At 66.5% G+C, this 18,176-nt stretch carries 17 protein-coding genes; 9 read left to right on the top strand and 8 right to left on the bottom strand.

What is annotated here, in order from left to right; translation table 11 throughout:
- Nucleotides 1–8: 8 nt before the first annotated feature.
- The 5 genes from AC30QB_RS19445 to AC30QB_RS19425 all read right to left on the bottom strand — a co-directional run bounded on the left by AC30QB_RS19445 (nt 9) and on the right by AC30QB_RS19425 (nt 3,817).
- On the bottom strand, nt 9–284 hold the full coding sequence (locus AC30QB_RS19445) for a DUF2277 domain-containing protein (RefSeq protein WP_489547917.1): 276 nt from the start codon (nt 282–284) through the stop codon (nt 9–11).
- A gap of 14 nt (nt 285–298) precedes the next feature.
- The gene (locus AC30QB_RS19440; protein ID WP_489547916.1) at nt 299–1,348 is read right to left on the bottom strand and encodes a hypothetical protein; all 1,050 of its coding nucleotides are present in this window, start codon (nt 1,346–1,348) and stop codon (nt 299–301) included.
- Between the two features lie 65 nt (nt 1,349–1,413).
- Entirely contained in the window at nt 1,414–2,784 is a 1,371-nt protein-coding gene (locus tag AC30QB_RS19435) for a hypothetical protein (protein ID WP_489547915.1), read from the bottom strand.
- Complete coding sequence (locus tag AC30QB_RS19430) at nt 2,781–3,317, bottom strand: hypothetical protein (RefSeq protein WP_489547914.1); 537 nt, start codon at nt 3,315–3,317, stop codon at nt 2,781–2,783. The genes AC30QB_RS19435 and AC30QB_RS19430 overlap by 4 nt, the downstream gene beginning before the upstream one ends.
- The gene (locus tag AC30QB_RS19425) at nt 3,317–3,817 is read right to left on the bottom strand and encodes a hypothetical protein (RefSeq protein ID WP_489547913.1); all 501 of its coding nucleotides are present in this window, start codon (nt 3,815–3,817) and stop codon (nt 3,317–3,319) included. The genes AC30QB_RS19430 and AC30QB_RS19425 overlap by 1 nt, the downstream gene beginning before the upstream one ends.
- A gap of 270 nt (nt 3,818–4,087) precedes the next feature.
- On the opposite strand from AC30QB_RS19425, the gene AC30QB_RS19420 reads away from it, so the two are divergent.
- Complete coding sequence (locus AC30QB_RS19420; RefSeq protein ID WP_489547912.1) at nt 4,088–5,140, top strand: polysaccharide deacetylase family protein; 1,053 nt, start codon at nt 4,088–4,090, stop codon at nt 5,138–5,140.
- Entirely contained in the window at nt 5,137–5,925 is a 789-nt protein-coding gene (locus tag AC30QB_RS19415) for a hypothetical protein (protein WP_489547911.1), read from the top strand. The genes AC30QB_RS19420 and AC30QB_RS19415 overlap by 4 nt, the downstream gene beginning before the upstream one ends.
- A gap of 130 nt (nt 5,926–6,055) precedes the next feature.
- Here AC30QB_RS19415 and AC30QB_RS19410 read toward each other — a convergent pair whose 3' ends face one another.
- The gene (locus tag AC30QB_RS19410; protein ID WP_489547910.1) at nt 6,056–6,985 is read right to left on the bottom strand and encodes a LysM peptidoglycan-binding domain-containing protein; all 930 of its coding nucleotides are present in this window, start codon (nt 6,983–6,985) and stop codon (nt 6,056–6,058) included.
- A gap of 207 nt (nt 6,986–7,192) precedes the next feature.
- On the opposite strand from AC30QB_RS19410, the gene AC30QB_RS19405 reads away from it, so the two are divergent.
- From AC30QB_RS19405 to AC30QB_RS19380, 6 genes are all read left to right on the top strand, one after another.
- A complete protein-coding gene (locus tag AC30QB_RS19405) occupies nt 7,193–8,530 on the top strand; it encodes a lytic murein transglycosylase (protein ID WP_489547909.1) in 1,338 nt (445 codons plus the stop codon).
- A 158-nt stretch (nt 8,531–8,688) separates the two neighbouring features.
- Entirely contained in the window at nt 8,689–10,605 is a 1,917-nt protein-coding gene (tagH, locus tag AC30QB_RS19400; RefSeq protein WP_489547908.1) for a type VI secretion system-associated FHA domain protein TagH, read from the top strand.
- A 17-nt stretch (nt 10,606–10,622) separates the two neighbouring features.
- A complete protein-coding gene (locus tag AC30QB_RS19395; RefSeq protein WP_489547907.1) occupies nt 10,623–11,423 on the top strand; it encodes a PP2C family protein-serine/threonine phosphatase in 801 nt (266 codons plus the stop codon).
- A gap of 90 nt (nt 11,424–11,513) precedes the next feature.
- Nucleotides 11,514–12,077 (top strand): OmpA family protein, encoded by a 564-nt coding sequence (locus AC30QB_RS19390; RefSeq protein WP_489547906.1) that lies wholly within the window; start codon nt 11,514–11,516, stop codon nt 12,075–12,077.
- A 136-nt stretch (nt 12,078–12,213) separates the two neighbouring features.
- Nucleotides 12,214–13,104: an SPFH domain-containing protein gene (locus tag AC30QB_RS19385; protein WP_489547905.1), complete on the top strand. Its 891-nt coding sequence runs from the start codon at nt 12,214–12,216 to the stop codon at nt 13,102–13,104.
- A gap of 24 nt (nt 13,105–13,128) precedes the next feature.
- Nucleotides 13,129–13,329 carry a type II toxin-antitoxin system antitoxin gene (locus AC30QB_RS19380; RefSeq protein ID WP_489547904.1) on the top strand — a complete coding sequence of 67 codons (201 nt, stop codon included), beginning with the start codon at nt 13,129–13,131 and terminating at the stop codon, nt 13,327–13,329.
- Between the two features lie 13 nt (nt 13,330–13,342).
- On the opposite strand, the gene AC30QB_RS19375 is transcribed toward AC30QB_RS19380, so the two are convergent.
- On the bottom strand, nt 13,343–14,185 hold the full coding sequence (locus AC30QB_RS19375) for a PA4780 family RIO1-like protein kinase (protein WP_489547903.1): 843 nt from the start codon (nt 14,183–14,185) through the stop codon (nt 13,343–13,345).
- Nucleotides 14,185–16,434, bottom strand: coding sequence for a helicase-related protein (locus AC30QB_RS19370; RefSeq protein ID WP_489547902.1), 2,250 nt, complete (start codon nt 16,432–16,434; stop codon nt 14,185–14,187). The genes AC30QB_RS19375 and AC30QB_RS19370 overlap by 1 nt, the downstream gene beginning before the upstream one ends.
- Nucleotides 16,435–16,488: 54 nt before the next feature.
- Between AC30QB_RS19370 and dbpA the strand changes: the two genes are divergently transcribed.
- Nucleotides 16,489–17,874, top strand: a complete 1,386-nt coding sequence (dbpA, locus tag AC30QB_RS19365) for an ATP-dependent RNA helicase DbpA (protein ID WP_489547901.1) — start codon at nt 16,489–16,491, stop codon at nt 17,872–17,874.
- Nucleotides 17,875–18,176: the final 302 nt, after the last annotated feature.

Here is an 18,176-nt window from a genome sequence, read left to right as displayed (position 1 = left end):
CAGGCTGCTCAGTTGCGAGCGCCGAACCGGGCGGCCGATCGCGCGCGAGCCCGCGCGGCCTCGACTTCGCGGTCACGCGGCTCGGCAGTGGTGACCAGCGACTGGATGAGCGCGCGCGCCGACGCGGCCACCTCTTCCACGGCGCGCTCGAACGCGGCTTCGTTGGCCTTCGAGGGCACGCTGAAGCCACTCAGCTTTCTGACGAACTGCAACGAGGCGTCACGTATTTCCAGCTCGGTGGCGGGGGGCTCGAAGTTGAACAGCGTCTTGATGTTTCTGCACATGGTCGTCCCTTGCCCTATTTGTTGCCCACGGCAACGCGGTAGTACGCCTTGCCCTTGTCAGATTGCAGCGCCATGTAGGCGCTCGATCCAACGCGGCCCACACTCAGCTGGCCCTTGGTGATGCCGCCCTTCAGGGGCAGCCGGCAGGTCTCGGTGCCGCGCTCCACGTCGTAACACGACAGCACGTTGCCCGTGGCCACCACCAGGTAACGCCAGTTGCCCACGAAGCCGCAGGCCAGCGGAGCCGAGCTGCTGTCTTCGCCGGCCTCTCGCGTGCCTGTCGGGTGAACCGTGTGCACGTTGAATTCCTGCGCCTGGCGGATGTCGATCAAATGCACCCGCCCGCCGTAAGTGCGCGACATGCCGCCCAGCCGATTGATGGCCCAGGTATAGCCGCCGACAGCGCCCACCTGGCCATCGGGCGACACGGCCAGGCAAGCCTTGTCTTCGCCGCGCCAGGTCTCCTTGGCGAACTTGGCTGACGCCGCCCACGCCGGCTCTGCGCTCACATCGCCCGATGCAGATGCCAGCTCGGCCTCGGCAGGCGCGGTCGCCACTGGCTCCAGTACCAAGGGCACGGCCTTGGGCACGGCCGGGCTCAGCACGGTCAGCCCAGCGCGCTGAGCTGCACCATCTACCGCGCGTTGAATCGCGTTGTTGATCGCCGCGCCTTCCGTCAGGCCATCAGACGGCGGGATGCCGCGAGTGCCCATGCCGTCTAGCGTGAAGGCCTGCACCTGGGCCGCCTTGTCGACGATGCGTATCTCAGCCGTGGCCGTGGCCGTGTAGAACAAACCCAGTACCGGCTTCACGCTCACGCTCACGCCCACGCGCACCAACTTCTCGATGTCGTACTTGCCCGCGCGCTTGATGAACTCTTCAGCGGTGATCACGTGGCCCGGGTCGGCCAGGTCGACCCAGCCCTTCTTCATCTGCTTGGCCTTGGCCTCGTCAAGCACCACGTAGTTCGAGTCGCCCAGCAGCTCTTCGGCGCGGGCGAGTGCGACCTTCTCGTAGGCTGCGAACTTGGGCTCGGCCATGTAGGCCGCGACCGAAACGCGCACGCCGTCGGCGGCCCAAGCGCCACTCGCCGCGGTGCACACCAGTAGCGAAAAGACGAGGCGCCGTATCACTGCCAGCTCTGCCCAATGCGCTCGACCAGGCGCTTCGCAGCGCTGATGGCGAGGATGTCGGTGGCCATCGCATCCGACACCGGGTTCCAGCCTGTGAGCGCCTGGTACGAATCGTCGATGGGGCTGTCGAGCCCACGCACCTGGCTGCTCACCGTCCCTTCGAAGCGGTAGCCAGGGGTTTTGTCTTCAGGGTCTTTGCGGGTGTTCACGCGGCCGTCGGCCATCAGGCGGATCTGCGTGGTGCCTGTTGACGCTTTGGTGTCAGCCTTGGCACCCACTTCGGTACGAGCCCCAAGCTTGGCCAGTGATTCAGAGAGCGACGCACAGGCCTTGACCCAGGGCGCCGCCTTGCCGCTGAGCCGCAGGCTGCAACTCAGTTGCACCTGTCGGCCCGCGAAATATTCCTTCTGCCGCTCCTGCGCCACGTCGGCCGGCGGGCAGCCCGGCTGTTTGTCGTCTGCCGCCTTGCGCGACAGGCAGGGGTAGCCCGCCTCGTTGAGCAGCGAGACCAAGCGCGCTTGAGGGGCGAAGCCTATCGCTGATTCATCGGGCACCCACGCAGCCGCCAGCAGCGTGCGCAGCGGCCGCAGCGCACGCCCGGCAGCGGCCAGCCGCTCCACCGGATTGGTGTTGCTCTTGAAGTCGGCATAGGCCTCGACATGCGCCTGCGCCAGCGCCAGCAAGCGACCCTCGTCTTGCTTCATCTTCGCCAGCATCTTGTTCACGCCGCCCAGGCGCACCTTGAGCGCGGCGGCCGACACTTCGGGCACGTCACTGAAATCATTCGTGCCCAGCAATGAGGCGGCGGCCGCGGCAGAGCTCTCGCGTTGCAGCAGCGGCCGGGTGGCGTCTTCGGCAGTGGCGAGCATGGCGCTCACCTGCTTGCCCAGCGCCAGCAGCACATCGCGCTTGCGGGCGCGGTCGAAATCAGCGCGGCTGACCGACACGCGCACCCAGGCCAGGCAGCGGCGGGCATCCACCCACTGCTGGTCGGCACGCACGTTTTGCAGCGTGACGCTGGTGGTGGCTTCGGCCACCGACTCGATGGACGAGCGCAGCACCTGCTTGCCACCCTCGCTCACCTTGCTGTCGTTGAGCTTGACGCTGGAGCTCACCGACACGCGTATGCGCTCGGCCAGCTCTTTCAGTGCTTGCGTGCGTGCTGCGGCCAGCGCCTCGCTGAGGCGGTCGCCATCGATGGTGGACGAGCCCACCGCGCTCACGGCGGCGGGGTCTTCGGTGGCTTGTGGCGTGGTCCAGGCAGGCGGGGTGTCACCGTCGCCCGCCACTTTGCATGCGGCCGCCTCAGCGCTGAAACACGCCAGCGCTGCGAGGGCGGCGCAAGCCAGGGCGAGCAGCCGTTTCACTGCGTGCTCTTCCGCACCACTTGCGCCGGCACCGAGCGGCGGCGGAACTGCTGCAGCAGCATTTCTTCCACATCGGCCGAGGGCGCAGCGCCCGCCGTCTCGACGGCCTGCTTGACCAGGCTGCGCGTGCCGCTGGCATCGAGCGACACCTCGGCGCAAAGCCACTTGCCTTTGCCAGCCGTCACCTCTTCGATGCGGGTGACGCGGGTGTTGGCCAATGCTTTTTCCGTGAGTACCTTGGCAGACGACTTGAAAGACTGGCTGCTTTGCTTGCCGGTCTTCGAGGTGTAAAGCTCGTCGCTCGCCTGGATGTTGACTTCGAGGTTGCGCGCCATGGTGACCCGCGCCGCCGTGGCCGCCTGGCTGCGGTCTAGCGACAGGTTGCCACTGGCCTCTACACACTCGGCTGCCGAGACGCCGCCCGCGGCTTCAGGCTGCAAGACCCAGCTCGGCCAGGGCGAGGCCGGTTGAGAGGCACAAGCGGCCGCCAGGGCGGCCACTGCGCCCGCAAAAACAATGCGGGCGGCAACCATCAGAAGCGCAGCTTGAGGCCGAAATTGAAGACCACCTGGTTCAGCGTCTCACCAGCAAACTTCGTGTGCTGAAGGCCCAACTCCTCGAACAAGCTGGTGCTTTCGCCGATGGGCTGCTCAAGGCCGCCAAAGGCACCGAACAAGGTCTCGCTGCCCGCTCCGCTGGTATGCGTGGTTCCGACCACACCCTTGCCGTAGACGAGCATGGTCGAGTTTTGCATCGGGCGCCCGAGGTAGTAGGTCACACCACCCGTGAGGCCGGTACTGTCAAAACTGGTGCCACCGAATTTCGATTTCAGGTAGACCACATTGGCCGAGAGCGAAATCTTGTCGGTCAGCAGGCGCTCGTAGCCCGCATTCACATTGGCCTGCGAGAAATCACTCGCCGACGAAATGTTGCCCGACAAGGAAACGGCATTGCGTTTTTCTTCAGCCTGGGCCACCGAGGCGACAGAGCTCAGCGTGAGCAGGCAGGCCAGCAGGCCAAGTTTGTTTTTCATGGAGCAGGTTCTCTCTTTGCGAGCGGGTTGCAGTCGGGCGGCCGGGCAACGCAGTCGACATGCCCAGTGGCTGGCCAACAAGAACTCGCTCATGGTGTGTCAGCGACTGCACCTGAAAGTGTCGCATTGGGCCCACGCCCCGCTACATGACAAAGGTAATGGGGGCGCTCATGGCTTTCGTTGATTGCACCCACACTGTTGTAGGCTCATAAAGCAGATTCGGCCTGCGCCTGCCACTGGCGACACCTGCGAAGCTCAAACGCTCACCCTGTGCAACCGCTCTCTGTGCTCCTGCCTTTGCTCACCCGTCGGCTCGTCTGCTGCACCACGCTGCTCGTGTGCGCATGCGCCAGCACGCCGCCAGAGCCGGCGGCGGCGGCTTTGCCCAGCACGGCCGCGAACGACGGGGTGCTCGCGCGCAACGATCGGTGGCTGCTGTACATGCCGCAAGCGCAAGACTCCAATGCGTCGATTGCCGCGCGCTTCCTGGGCAGCGGGCAGCGCGACTGGGAAGTGGCCGACGCCAACTCGGGCGGCCAGGCGCATGCCGGCTACCCGGTCATCGTGCCGCTCAAGCCGGCCAATGCCACGGGTGTACGGCACGACCGCTACCAGACCATTCCCATCCTCTGCTACCACCGCGTGGGCAACTCGACCAGCCGCATGACGGTGTCGACCGCCGCCTTCGCCGAGCAGCTCGACTGGCTGGCGCAAAACGATTACCACGTGCTGCGCCTGCAAGACGTGGCCGCATTCCTCGACAGCCAGCAGGCCCTGCCACCCCGCTCTGTCGTGCTCACCTTTGACGATGGCTACGCGTCGTACTACCGTTACGCCTACCCGCTGCTCAAGAAACACGCCTTTCCAGCCACAGTCTTCCTGTACACCGATTTCGTGGGCGCCGGCGACGCCCTTACCTGGGCGCAGATGCGAGAGATGACGGCCACCGGGCTGATCGACATACAGGCGCACTCCAAGACTCACGTCAACCTGATCAACCGCTTTCGCGACGAGAGCGAGGCCGCTTACCGGCAGCGCATGGACACCGAAGCGCGCGTGCCGCGCGAGCAGATCGAGCGCCGGCTGAAGCTGCCGGTGACGCAGTTCGCCTATCCCTATGGCGATGCCAATGAAACCGTGCTCGATGCGCTGGCACGCAATCGTTATCTGCTGGGCGTGACCGTCAACCCTGGCGGCACGCCTTTCTATGGGCAGGCGCTGATGCTGCGCCGAACCATGATTTACGGCACCCACGATATCGAGGCATTCAAAGCTCGCTTGCAAATAAGTCGACCCCTTGGCCTGGCGCCTGCGCAGCCATGAAGCCCACGCTCGGCCTTGTGATGGCGGGGCTGGGCGCGCTATTGGGTGCCTGCGCCAGCAGCACGCCCTCCGGCCTCAGCGGCCCACCCGCCGTGCGCGCGGCCCGCGAACCCGAGGGCATACGCGCCTTCGAGAAGCAGCAATGGGAGCGGGCCATTGCCCTCGAACAGCAAGGCGCCTGGTTCGAAGCTACACAGGCCTGGGAAGTGCTCGCCCTGCTGCGACCCGGCGAATACGGTGCCCAGCGGGCCAGCCTGCAGCGCCGCATCGACACCCGGGTGCAAGAGCTGCTGGCGCGCGCAAGCCAGGAGCACAAGCATGGCGACGCCGCCCAGGCCGAGCAGCTCTACCTGGGTGTGGTCTCACTGCAGCCTACAAACAGCCAAGCTGCCGAGGCCCTGCGCGCCATCGAGCGCACGCGCCTGAGGCAAGACCATCTGCTCAAGGCCGGCCGCACGCTGGCCCCTGCCGAAGGGGCGCACAGGCGCAGCGACCCATCAGTGCCCGGCAACCCGCCGCTGATGGAACAAGCCGCCACGCTGGCCAACCAGGGCGGGCTCGACGAAGCCATAGAGCTGATGGCCGGGCAACTGAAGGCGGTGCCTGGCGACCACGCCGCGCGAGACCTGTTGGCCGACCTGCTCTACAAGAAGGCGCAGTCGCTGCCGGCGAAGGATGCGGATGCGGTGTTCAAGCGCTGCCTGCAGGTGTCGCCCAAGCACCCAGGTTGCGCAGCGCAGCATGCCGCTGCACCAGCCAAGCCGGCAAGCGCGGCACGACGTTAGGGCAGCGCAGCGTTATTGAGATTTCCCCATTCCGCGACAACCCACTTTCAGTTCGCAATGAGCGGGTCGAAGTGCCTGCGCCCAGGGGCACGCGGGCTTCGACAAGCTCAGCCCGAACGGAGTCAGGCGCTCAGCCGGGCGCCTTGGCCTTGTCTTTCAGGCGCAAGGCCTTCTGCTTTTCGAGCCGGGCGGTCTCGTTGCGTGGGTCGATCTCAAGCACTTCATCCCAGGAACGAATGGCGCCGTCGGCGTCCTGGCGGGCCATCGCCGCACGGGCATTGCGTGCATGGATGTCGATCAGGCGCTTGGCCGTGGCATCAGCCTGGGTCGTGGCCGACGGGTGACCGAGGCCGGCTGCACGCCGATAGTCGCCCAGCGCCTTTTCGAGCATGCCGGCCTTGGCAGCCGCCTCGCCACTGCGAAAGGCCGTCTCCGCCGCAGCAGGTGGCGCAGCCGGGGCGGCGGCTTCAGCAGGCTCGGCCCGCCGTGAGTCTGCACGACCAGGTGCTGCCGTCAACGCGCTCGCAGGCGGCGCCTTGCCCGGGATGCGGATCGTCTGCCCACCGGCCACATGGCGCGGCACCTTGATGCCGTTGTAGCGGGCGAGGATGTAGAAGGAATAGATGTCACCCATGAAGCGGCCCGCGATGCGCGAGAGGGTGTCGCCGCTGTGCACCACGTAGGGAAAGGATTCCTTGCCGAGCGTCGCGACCGGGTCATCGCTCATCTGGCGCATGAGGCTCAGGGCCAGCTTGTTGGCGGGGTCCAGCGAGAGGGCTTGCTGCAGCTCCTTGCGGGCCTGCTCTTCGTTGCCCTGTTCCAGCAACTCGATGGCGCCTTGTGCTGCCTTCTGGGCTTGCTGCTGCTGCGCAGCCGTGGGCGGGGCGGGTGCCGCAACGGGGGCGACTAGGGGCTGCGGCTCAGGCGCGGCGGCCGGCGCAGGGGGTGGCGCGGCAGGGGCCGTGGGCTTGCTGCCGCAGGCCGCCAGCGCCGCGCAAAGGGCGGCAGCCAACACAAGAGAAACTGCCGGCGCCGAGCGATTGCGGGTAGATGCGTTCATGTTGAAGTGTGGGGGCTGCAGGAGCGGCCCATTGTGCATGCTTGCCCACGGCGCGGTGCTGGCGGCGCGCGGCGTTTCGCAGTCAAAGTGCCGAACTTTGCGGGCCATCCACGGCCGCATCACCACCGCCGGCGTGCCAGTCAAATCTGCACGGGCCCATGAGGCCGCTGTGTAGAAGGCACCGTCACCCGAGTGATGACAGTTAGCATGGCCCGGCACCCCATCAACCTCACCATGAAAATTGCCGCACTTGTTTTGCTGGGCCTGATCGGCCCGATGAGCCTGCCCTGCCTGGCCGCCGAGCCCGACATCGCACCCTGCCTGCGCCAGCTGCGCGCCAAGGCACGCACGCAAGCCCAGATCCCGCCGCAGGTCTTTGACCAATTCGTGGCTGACGTGCGTTACGACCCCAAGCTGGCCGAGCCGGGCCAGCCTCAGCCCGAGTTCATCAACCCGACCTGGGAATACATCGGGTTTCTGGTCGACGACCAGCGCATTGCACAGGGGCGCGAGGTGTTGGCGCAATGGCGTGAGCCGCTGCAATTCATCCAGGCGCAGACCGGTGTCGACCCCGAGACGGTGGTGGCCTTCTTTGGGGTAGAGACCGATTTCGGCCGCTACCAGGGCAGCTACCGCGTGATCGACGCGCTGACCAACCGCGCCTGCGGCCCCGTCTCGGCCAGCGCTGCCGCCAAGGAAGGCGCACAACGCCAGCTGTTTGCCGCCATCGAGGTTTTGCGCCTGGGCGACGTATCGCCAGAAGACTTTCTCGGCTCATTTGCGGGTGCCTTTGGCTTGACGCAGTTCATTCCCGCCACCTACCTCGCCCACCGGGGCAAGCCCGGTGAACAGCTGGCCGATGGCGACCAAGACGGCAAGGTCGACATCATCCACAGCGTGCCCGACGCCCTGATGCTCACGGCCAAGAAGGTGCGCGCCGATGGCTGGCAGCCCGGCCGCCCCTGGGCCCTGGCCGTCACGCTGCCGGCAAGCTTCAACCGCTCGATCGCCCTGCGCGAGAAAGCCTTCGGCGGCACGCTCTACTCGCGCGTGGCCAAGAAGCTGCTCGATGCCAACCGCCGCCCGCTGAGCGAGTGGCAGCGGCGCGGTGTGGTGCTCAGCCAGCCCGCGCCCGGCGTGCCCGCCGACACGCCCTTCGTGCTGCTGAGCCTGAACGACGACGCCGAAGGCCCCTACTTGTTGGCCTCGCCCAACTTCGAAGCGCACTACAAGTACAACTACTCGCTCAGCTACGCCTATGCCGTCGGCCTGCTCGCCGACAGCCTGAAAGGCGTGCCCACGCCGCCGCTCGCCTGGGCCAGCGCACAACGGGGCCTGTCGCGTGCCGAGATCAAAGAGCTGCAATGCTTGCTGTCGGCCATGCACCCCGAAGTCAGGGTCGATGGCAACCCCGGCACGAAAACGCGCCTGGCCATCTCTGAAGAAGAGACTCGGCTGGGTTGGGCGGCGACCGGGCGCACCACCGACGTTTTGCTCAAGCAACTGCGCGAAACCGCGCCAGCCGAGCCGGTCTGCCCCCGATAAACACGGGAACGACCGAGATGGGCAATTTCGCACGTGGCACAAACCGCGCGCAGTCCCGCATGACTTTCGTTGATTGCCATTCGTCACCGCACAACGGATAAAGGCAACTCTGGCAAGCCATGTCTTGAGGAAGACCAGCCCTTGCCACTGGAGCCCCCATGAATCTCGTGATTCGCGCCCACACACTGAAAAATGAAACCCTGTCCCAGGCCATCACCGGGCACTTTGACGAGCGCGGCGGCACCATCGGCCGCTCTGACACCAATACCCTGACCCTGCCTGACCCCGAGCGCCACATCTCGCGCCTGCAGGCTGAGGTGTGGTTCAGCAATGGCGCTTTTTCCATACGCAACGTGGGCAGCGCCAACGCCATCACCGTCAACGGCCGGCCGGTCAACCCTGGCGAAGGCGCCACCCTCACCCAGGGCGACGAGATCGTCGTCGGCGGCTATGGCATGCGCGCCACCGTGGCCGACAGAGCCGAGCCGGCCACCGAAGCGCCGGTCGACGCGCGCACCGTGATCAAGGCCTCGGCCAGCGAAACCCGCACCAACCCACGGCCGCGTACGGCGCCCTTGGGCTCGACCACCGGGCCCACCACAGCACCCACGGCCGCCCCCAGGGCCTCATCAGCACCCACCACCTCGGCCTCCAACCCCTTCGCCGACCTCTTGGGCAGCGCCGCCAAACCCGGCGCCAACGACCCTGCTGTCGACCCATTTGCCGGCCTGATGGGCAGCCAGCCCGCCAACCCGCCGACCACCGCCGTGCATGTGCGGGTGCCTCCGCCACCAGCCGCCCCGGTACCAGCACCCATGGCGCCGCCCGCCAGTGCCACACGCTTGCCCGACGATTTCGACCCCTTCGCCGATCTGGCCTCGCCGCCACCTGGCCCCGTCAACACCGCCATGGACTCGTTCATGAGCGGCAGCCCCCACCCGTCCCCCGCCGCCTTGCAGGCCGATCTCGGCCTGGGTGACCTGCTCGGCACCCCTGCGACACCGGCAGGCAGCAGCCTGGACGCCATGTTCGGCCTGAACGCACCCGCCACGCCGGGCAGCGACCCGCTGGCCTCTTTCCTGTCTGCCCCCAAACCCGGCACCGCACCGGGCAGCCAAAGCGAAAGCAAAGACCCGTTGGCCATGTTCGGCGGCAACAGCCCGGCCGCCCCCGCGGCGCCAGAGATGCCGGCCAGCTTCAACCACACCCCCGAGATGAAGGCGGCTTACGTGCCGCCGGCCGTCAAGCCCGCACGACCGCCACCGGCGCCGGTCGCCGCCAAGCCGCCCGCACCCCTGCCCGCGCCGCCTGCCAGCACCGTCATCATCCCCACGCCCAAGCCGCCGCCCGTGGCCCGCGTGCTCGACGAAACGCCCTCCGGCACTGTGCCCGGCGTGAAGCCGTCGCGCCCGGTATTCGACTCTGCCCCAGCGCCGCTCGACGCCCTGCCCAAAGCCGCATCGCACAGCACTGCAAACGACCCGCTGTGGGCCGCTTTCTGCGAAGGTGCCGGCGTCGACATCAAGCTGCCGCAAGGCCTCACGCCTGAGCTGATGAAGGTGATCGGCCAGGTGCTGCACCACTCGATAGACGGCACCATCAAGCTGGTGGCCGTACGTGCCGCAGCCAAGCAAGAGCTGAAGGCCGACGTCACCACCATCCAGGCGCGCAACAACAACCCGCTCAAGTTTTCGCCCGATGCAGGCGCGGCCATAGAGCAACTGCTGCAGCCGCCCATGCGTGGCTTCATGATGGGCCCGGTCGCGGTCAACGACGTGATGGACGACTTGCTCGGCCACGCCATCGGCACCATGGCCGGCATGCGGGCCGCGCTCACCGGCGTGCTCGACCGCTTTGAGCCCGCGCGCCTGGAAAGCAAACTGGCCGGCAACAGCGTGCTCGACAGCGTGCTGCCCATGAACCGCCGCGCCAAGCTCTGGGAGCTCTACCTGCAGCACTTCAAGCGCGTGCGCGACGATGCGCAAGAAGACTTTCACGACCTCTTCGGCAAGGCCTTCATCGAAGCCTACGAAGAGCAGCTGGATCGGCTGGACGCGTCCCGGCACCCTGTTTGAAGAAGAGGCGTACCGGCATGCTGCAGGTTGAAATCGCCACCCGCTGCGAGGTGGGTGGGCGCAGCCACAACGAAGACGACATGCGCCACGGCCAGAGCGGGTCGTTCTGGTACGCCGTCCTGTCCGACGGTGCGGGCGGCCACCGTGGCGGCGCCATCGCCTCTGACATCGTGGTTCGCATGACCGAGCTCGGCCTGCAAACCGCCACGCAGGCGTCACCCGGTTACCTCACCCAGCTGGTGTGCGATGCCAACGAGGCCTTGGTGCAAAAGCAGGACAAGAGCAGCCGCGACCGCATGCACGCCACGCTGGTAACCCTGTGGATAGACGCACGCCGCGAAGAGGCCGTGTGGACGCACGTGGGCGACTCGCGCCTCTACATGCTGCGCCACGGCCGCGTGCTGCACGTGACGCAGGACGACAGCGTGGTGCAGCGCATGGTCGACGCCGGCTACCTCACCCCCGAAGAAGCGCTGACCCACCCGAAAAAGAATCAGTTGCTCGCTGCGATGGGCGCCGACGATGGCCTTGAGCCCAACACGATCGACAGCCTCGTCGCGGTGGAAGACGGCGACGCCTTCCTGCTGTGCTCCGACGGCTGGTGGGACCACTTCGACAAACGCGCCATCGAGACCTCGTTTGCCAACGCCAAGAACCCGCAAGAGTGGCTAGACCACATGGCCGATGCGATCCGCCTCGCCGCCCAGCCGCGTCAAGACAACTACAGCGCCATTGCGGTGTGGATCGGCGACCCGGCCGAGATCACCCGCATGTCCAGCCTGTGGGGCGACACCGTGCCCGGTCCGATCATCGGGTGACCTCAGTCACGCGTCGGGGTGACCTTGGTCGCTTCCCCTCTTGCCCGCTATCGGTCACCATGCGCTCAGCTTGATGCCAGGAGACCTTTCATGCGTCTGAACCTCACCCCCACCGCCAAGATCATCGCCACCGTGTTGCTGCTGGCCGGCAGCTGCGCCAACACCTGGGCCGAAGAAACCACTCTGCTCAAGGGCAACAAGGTGACCGAAAGCAACCTGCTGGACGCCCTGACCCCGGCACCCGAGCCGGTGCTGACGCGCAGCCTCAAGGTGAGCCGCAGCACCGACTCGGTGATCACGCCGAAGAAAAAACCAAGCGCCTCGCTGCTCATCACCTTCGAGACCAATTCGTCTGACCTCACTGCCCCCGCCAAGCAGCAGCTCGACGTGGTGGCCGCCGCCTTGAAGAACGACCGCCTGGCCGACTACACCTTCAACGTCGAAGGCCATGCTGACCCGCGCGGCCAGCACGAGGCCAACATGACCCTGTCGCAGCAACGCGCAGAGAGCGTGCGCACTTATCTGGTCGCCAACCACAGCATCGCGGCCGAGCGTCTCAAGGCCGAAGGCAAGGGCGACACCGACCTGCTCAACCGCCAAGTGCCAGCCGCGCCCGAAAACCGCCGCGTCACCATCGTCACCAACACGCAATGAGCTTGTGACCGGCGCCGCTTGACGGCGCCACAACTCGATACTAAAGTGATATCACTTTGAAGCCACTGCGGATCGTCCGCAGCCGGCCTCGAAGCCTGCAGCCGCCACGGCGAGCAGCACTTTGGGAGAGAGTCACATGGAGAAGACAGCTTCACGCGAGCGCGCTGCCTCGTCGCGCAATGGTTTCGTCTATCTGGGCATGGCGCTGGTGCTCGCCATCTTTCCGGCTTTTCTGCTGCTGAGCCGCCCGGCACCGATGCTGGCGGCCTTGTTTGGCGTCGGCATGCTCGGCTGCCTTTGGTGCTTGGCCGGCCTTTACATGCTGCAGCCCAACCAGGCCGTGCTGCTCACCCTCTTCGGAAGCTACCGCGGAACCGACCGCGGTGACGGCCTGCGCTGGGCCAACCCGTTTTACGCGAAGAAGAAGGTGTCGGTGCGGGCGCGCAACTTCAACAGCGAGAAGCTCAAGGTCAATGACCTGCGTGGCAACCCGATCGAGATTGCCGCTGCCATCGTCTGGAAGATCGAGGACACGGCGCAGGCCAGCTTCGATGTCGAGGATTTCGAAGCCTATGTGCTCACCCAGGCCGAATCGGCGGTGCGCCACCTGGCGCTGAGCTACGCCTACGACGACATCAACGACCCCGCCGCCAACACCGCCCGCGAGATCACCCTGCGCTCGGGCACCGACGAGGTGGCCGCGGCCCTGCGCACCGAGCTGCAGGCGCGCTTCGCACAGGCCGGCATCGTGGTTGTCGACGCCAAGCTGACCCACCTCGCCTACGCACCCGAGATCGCCGGCACCATGCTGCGCCGGCAACAAGCCGAAGCGATCATTGCCGCGCGCAGCAAGATCGTGCAGGGCGCAGTCGACATGGTCGAGCTGGCGATCAAGGGGCTGACTGAGCGCGGGCTGGTCCACCTCGACGACGAACGCAAGGCCGCAATGGTCAGCAACCTGCTCGTGGTGCTGTGCTCCGACCACGACGCCACGCCGGTGGTCAACGCGGGCACGCTGTACAACTGATTGCGCTGACGCAGTACTCCGCCCATGGCCAGCCCTGACAAGAAATCGTTCCTGCTGCGCATAGACCCGCAGCTTTGGGCCGAGATCGAGCGCCTGGCGGCCGGCGAACTGCGCAGCGTGAACGCGCAGGTGGAATACCTGCTCAGGGATGCGCTCAAGGCTCGCACCGGCAACAAGGTGGCCCAAGGCACCCCTGCGGCGGCGGCGCGCAAACCGCCTCGCTGAGCACTGTCTACGACTAGAGCTGCATGCGCAGGCGCCGCGCGGCCTCTTCGTCACGCGCGGCGTCTATCTCGCGCATCACGCTGCCCAGGTCAACCGCGCCGGCTTGGTGCTCGTAGCGGCCGGTGAGCGCCACCTCAGGGGTCAAGGCCCCTCGCTGGTACAGGTCCCAGATCTCGGGCCCGTATTGCGTGTGAAGCAGCTCGGGCGCAAAGCCCCCGAAAAAATTGCGCAGGTTGCCCACGTCGCGCAGCAGCATGCGGCTCGCGTGGTTGTTGCCGGCGGCGTCTACGGCCTGCGGCAGATCGATGATCACGGGGCCGTCAGCGGCGAGCAGGATGTTGAACTCAGACAGATCGCCGTGCACGACACCTGCGCACAGCATGCGCACCACCTCAACCAGCAGCGTGGCGTGATGCGCCAAGGCCTGTTCCGAGGTGAACACCACATCGTTGAGGCGCGGCGCGGCGTCTCCGCCTTCGTCGGCTACCAGCTCCATCAGCAGCACGCCGTCGTAGAAGTTATGTGGCTTGGGCACGCGCACGCCGGCGGCGGCCAGGCGGTAGGGCGCATCGACCTCGGCGCTCTGCCAGGCGGCCTCTTGCGCCTCGCGGCCGAAACGCGTGCCCTTGGCCATGGCGCGGGCCTGGCGGGTGTTCTTGACCTTGCGGTTCTCGGTGTAGTCGACAGCCTGCCTGAAGCTGCGGTGTGTCGCTTCCTTGTAGACCTTGGCGCAAAGGGTTTCACCACCGCTGCGTACCACGAAGACCATGGCTTCCTTGCCGCTCATGAGCTGGCGCACCACGGTGTCGATCAGGCCTTCTTCGATCAGCGACTGCAGCCGCGCGGGGGCCTTCATCAGTGCATCCTGCGCTGACCGCGCCTGACCTGCGCCAACGGTCGCTTGCCTTTGAGCTGGCGCTCGATGCCGTCGTTGAGCAGGCTGCGCAAGGCGATCACTTCTTCCAGGTGGCCATAGACCCCGGGGAAGCGCAGATCCAGCCACAGCCACAAGGTGCATGACCGCAGCGCCTGCTCCATGCGATCGAGGCGGCTGTGGCTGTCTACTGCGTCCAGAAACCAGGGCCTGCCGGCCTTGCCGACCAGCGCGTGGCTGCTGCTCCAGTCGAGGTACTCCTGCACCTGCGACTCGGTGCGCGTGTCGACCGGCGCCTGCGCATAGATGAAGCGTTCTTTCAGTGTGAGCTTGCCCGCGCTCTGGTCGAGCTTTTCAGCCAGCTCGAGCATCTGCTCCAGCTCGGCGACAGCGAAGTGCGCGTCGTCGAGCTTGAGCTGCTCCATGAACACACCCAGCACTTCGCGCAGCTTGGTCTTGTGCAGGCGCGACGAAATGGTGTCCACATGCCAGCCGTTAGGTGCCACCGGCGCCTTGAAGTCGCGCGGGGCGCGGGGCGTCTTGGGCAGCAGCTCTTTCAGCACCCGCGCCGCCGAGGGCTCGGCTTCTTTCAGCACGCCCACGAAGCCTTCTTCGTGCATGCCATAGCGCCCGGCTCGCCCCGCGATCTGGTGCACTTCAGACTCGCTCAGCGTGCGGTCGGCCTGCCCGTCAAACTTGACCATGGTGCTGAACAGCACGCGCTGTATGGGCAGGTTCAGGCCCATGCCGATGGCATCGGTGGCGACGAGAATGTGCGACTCACCTGTGGCAAAGCGCTCGGCCTCGCGGCGCCGCACCTCGGGCGGCAGCGCACCGTAGATCACCGACACCGGGTGGCCGCTGGCGGCGATCTGGTCGCGCAACATCAGCACGTCGCGGCGGCTGAAGGCCACCACTGCATCCCCCAGCTTCAGCGCCGAGATGGGCACGGGGTGGGCCAGCATCTGCACATGCTGCTTGCGCTCGAAATGCCGCACCTCGCAGCGCTCGCCGCACAGGCCCAGCAGGTTTTCGATGGCCGCAACGGCGTAGGCCGAGCAGATGATGATCACCTCGTTGGCCGGCACGGCCACGATGGCCTGCGTCCAGGCCCAGCCGCGGTAAGGGTCGAAGATCATCTGCGCTTCGTCGATCACCGCCACGTCGATGGGCTTGTTGGTGCCCACCATTTCGATGGTGCTCGACACCACCCTCGCGTTGTCGGCGGGCACGTTTTCTTCACCCGTCAACAGCGAGCAGGCCACGCCGCGCCCGACCAGGCGGTCGCGACCTTCCAGCGCCAGCAGCCGCAGCGGTGCGAGGTAGGCGCCGTCATGCGCCTGGGCCAGGCGCTCGAAGGCAGCGTGGGTCTTGCCGCTGTTGGGCGGGCCGACGTAAAGCGTGACCGTGCGCTGCAGGTGACGCGCCTTCTCGAAGGTGTCGGGGTAGCCCTGGAAGGCCAGCTCGCTGTTCAGCCCCTCCAGTGTTTCAAGCTCGGTCACCCGGTGCTCCCAGCGGTCTTGCGCGCGCGTGCAGGCGGCCTTCAGCTCGGCGATGTCGGTGGCGGTCTGGGGCGTAGCGCACTCTGACTGCAGACGCGGCAGCAGAGACTCGATGTGCCGCGGCTTGTGGGCGCGGCTGCGCGCCAGCAGGGCTTCCAGGTAAGCCAGCAGGTCGGCGGCGTGCGGGTACTGGGGTGGTGAGCCCAGCGCGGCCAACAACGCTTCCTTGTCGCCAGCTCGATAAAAAGCCCACACCGGCGCGGCATCGACCGGCACGCGAAACAGCACCGGCACGCGCCAGCCGGGCTCGGCCAATTGCAGCGTGTGGCTGATCAGGCGCGTCCAGCGGCCAGCGTCGCGCGACACCCCCAGGGCTTCGAGCGCAGCAGTGCGCTCTTGCATCAGCGGCCGCACGGTCGGGCCTGTGCCCACGGCGTCCAGGTGTGCGAGCGCGCTGTCCATCAGATCGGGGGCAATCCAGCGGCTGGGGCGTGCGCCGGCCACTGCTTTTTGCAGCAGCACCAGGCCCAGTTTGTCGAGATGCTCTTCGAAGCCGGCGCTGCGCTCGGCGATGTAGTCGCCTGGTTTCACCACCTGCGGCAGCACATAGGCGGCTTGCCGTATGCGTGCGAGCTGCTCTTTGTCGATGTGAGTTGGCACCCGTTTGCCGTGGCGCGGGTTGGGCAGGTTGTGGGTGTCGGGCAGGCTTTTGTGCGGGGTCGTGGGCATGAAGAGTCGGCAGTAAGGCCCCGAGACTCTAACTGCTGCCAACGATAATCACCCATGACCGCCCATTCTTTCGACTCCCTCCCCTTGCCGCCTGCCATGCGTGCCAATCTGGTGCAGCTGGGCTACACCGACATGACGCCCATCCAGGCCGCCAGCCTGCCGCTGGCCTTGGCCGGGCACGACCTGATCGCCCAGGCCAAGACCGGCAGCGGCAAGACCGCCGCCTTTGCTCTGGCTCTGCTGGCCAACCTCAACGTGCGGCGTTTTGCCGTGCAGGCGCTGGTGCTGTGCCCCACGCGCGAGCTGGCCGAGCAGGTTACCCAAGAGGTGCGCCGCCTCGCCCGGGCCGAAGACCATGTGAAGGTGCTCACCCTGTGCGGTGGCGCCGTGGTGCGCACGCAGCTTGCAAGCCTTGAGCATGGCGCGCACATCGTGGTGGGCACGCCGGGCCGCATCATGGACCTGCTGGAGCGCGGCAACCTGAAGCTCGACGCGCTCAACACACTGGTGCTCGATGAAGCCGACCGCATGCTCGACATGGGCTTCTTCGACGACATCGCCACCGTCGTGAAGCAATGCCCCAAGCAGCGGCAAACGCTGCTGTTCTCGGCCACCTACCCCGAGGGCATAGCCAAGCTCAGCGCGGCCTTCATGCGCGAGCCCAAAGAGGTGAAGCTCACGCAGCAGCATGCGCAAACCAAGATCCGCCAGCGCTTCTATGAGGTGCGTGAGGCCGATCGACTGCACACGGTGTCTCTGCTGCTCAACCACTACCGACCGGTAAGCACCCTCGCCTTTTGCAACACCAAGCAGCAGTGCCGCGACCTCACGCAGGTGCTGCGCGGGCAAGGCTTTGCCGCGCTCGAGCTGCACGGCGACCTGGACCAGCGCGACCGCGACCAGGTGATGGTGCGCTTTGCCAACCGCAGCTGCAGCGTGCTGGTGGCGACCGACATTGCCGCCCGCGGGCTCGACATCGCCCAGCTTGAGGCCGTGATCAATGTCGACGTGGCGGCAGACACCGACACCCACACCCACCGCATAGGCCGCACCGGCCGCGCCGACGAAGAAGGCTGGGCCTTCACGCTGGCCAGCATGAATGAGATGGGCCGCGTGGGCAACATCGAGAAGGCGATGAACATCACCAGCCAATGGCAACCGGTCGCCGAGCTCAACAGCACCAGCGCCGAGCCACTCAAGCCGCCCATGCAAACCGTGCAGATTCTCGGCGGGCGCAAAGAGAAAATCCGCCCCGGCGACGTGCTGGGGGCGCTCACCAAAGACCTGGGTTTTGCAGGCTCGCAGATCGGCAAGATCAGCGTCAACGAGTTTTCCACCTATGTGGCGGTGGAAAGCGGCATCGCCCAGCAGGTGGTGCGCAAGCTGTCGGCTGGCAAGGTGAAGGGGCGCAGTGTGAAGCTGCGGTTGTTGGAGAGCTGAAGGGGGCGACGGGGGTCGGTGAGAAGTTGGCGGCCGGCTTTGCAACGCGGAGGACTGGTTCAGTCTGGTCTAGGCAGCTCGTCGTAGGCGGGGCCCGCGATGGCTTTCGACCCCGAGCTGCCGGTCAGCTGGTGACAGAGCGGTCATCTGGCCAACGCCGCGATTCAGCGAGGCGCAAACCGAACGGCTGGTGCATGCCGCTGGCCGTCCGCAAACTTTCTACGCCGCCGAGGTGCACTTCGAGGCAAACATCTCGCGCCGTGGCAACGCCGTTAGGTAGTCTGGTGAAATCGTCGGCATAC

The organism is Rhizobacter sp. (assembly GCF_046595475.1).
Classification (GTDB): Bacteria; Pseudomonadota; Gammaproteobacteria; order Burkholderiales; family Burkholderiaceae_C; genus Rhizobacter.
The sequence above is the reverse complement of the archived record's forward strand: the minus strand, read 5'-3'. Positions and strand labels throughout refer to the sequence as shown.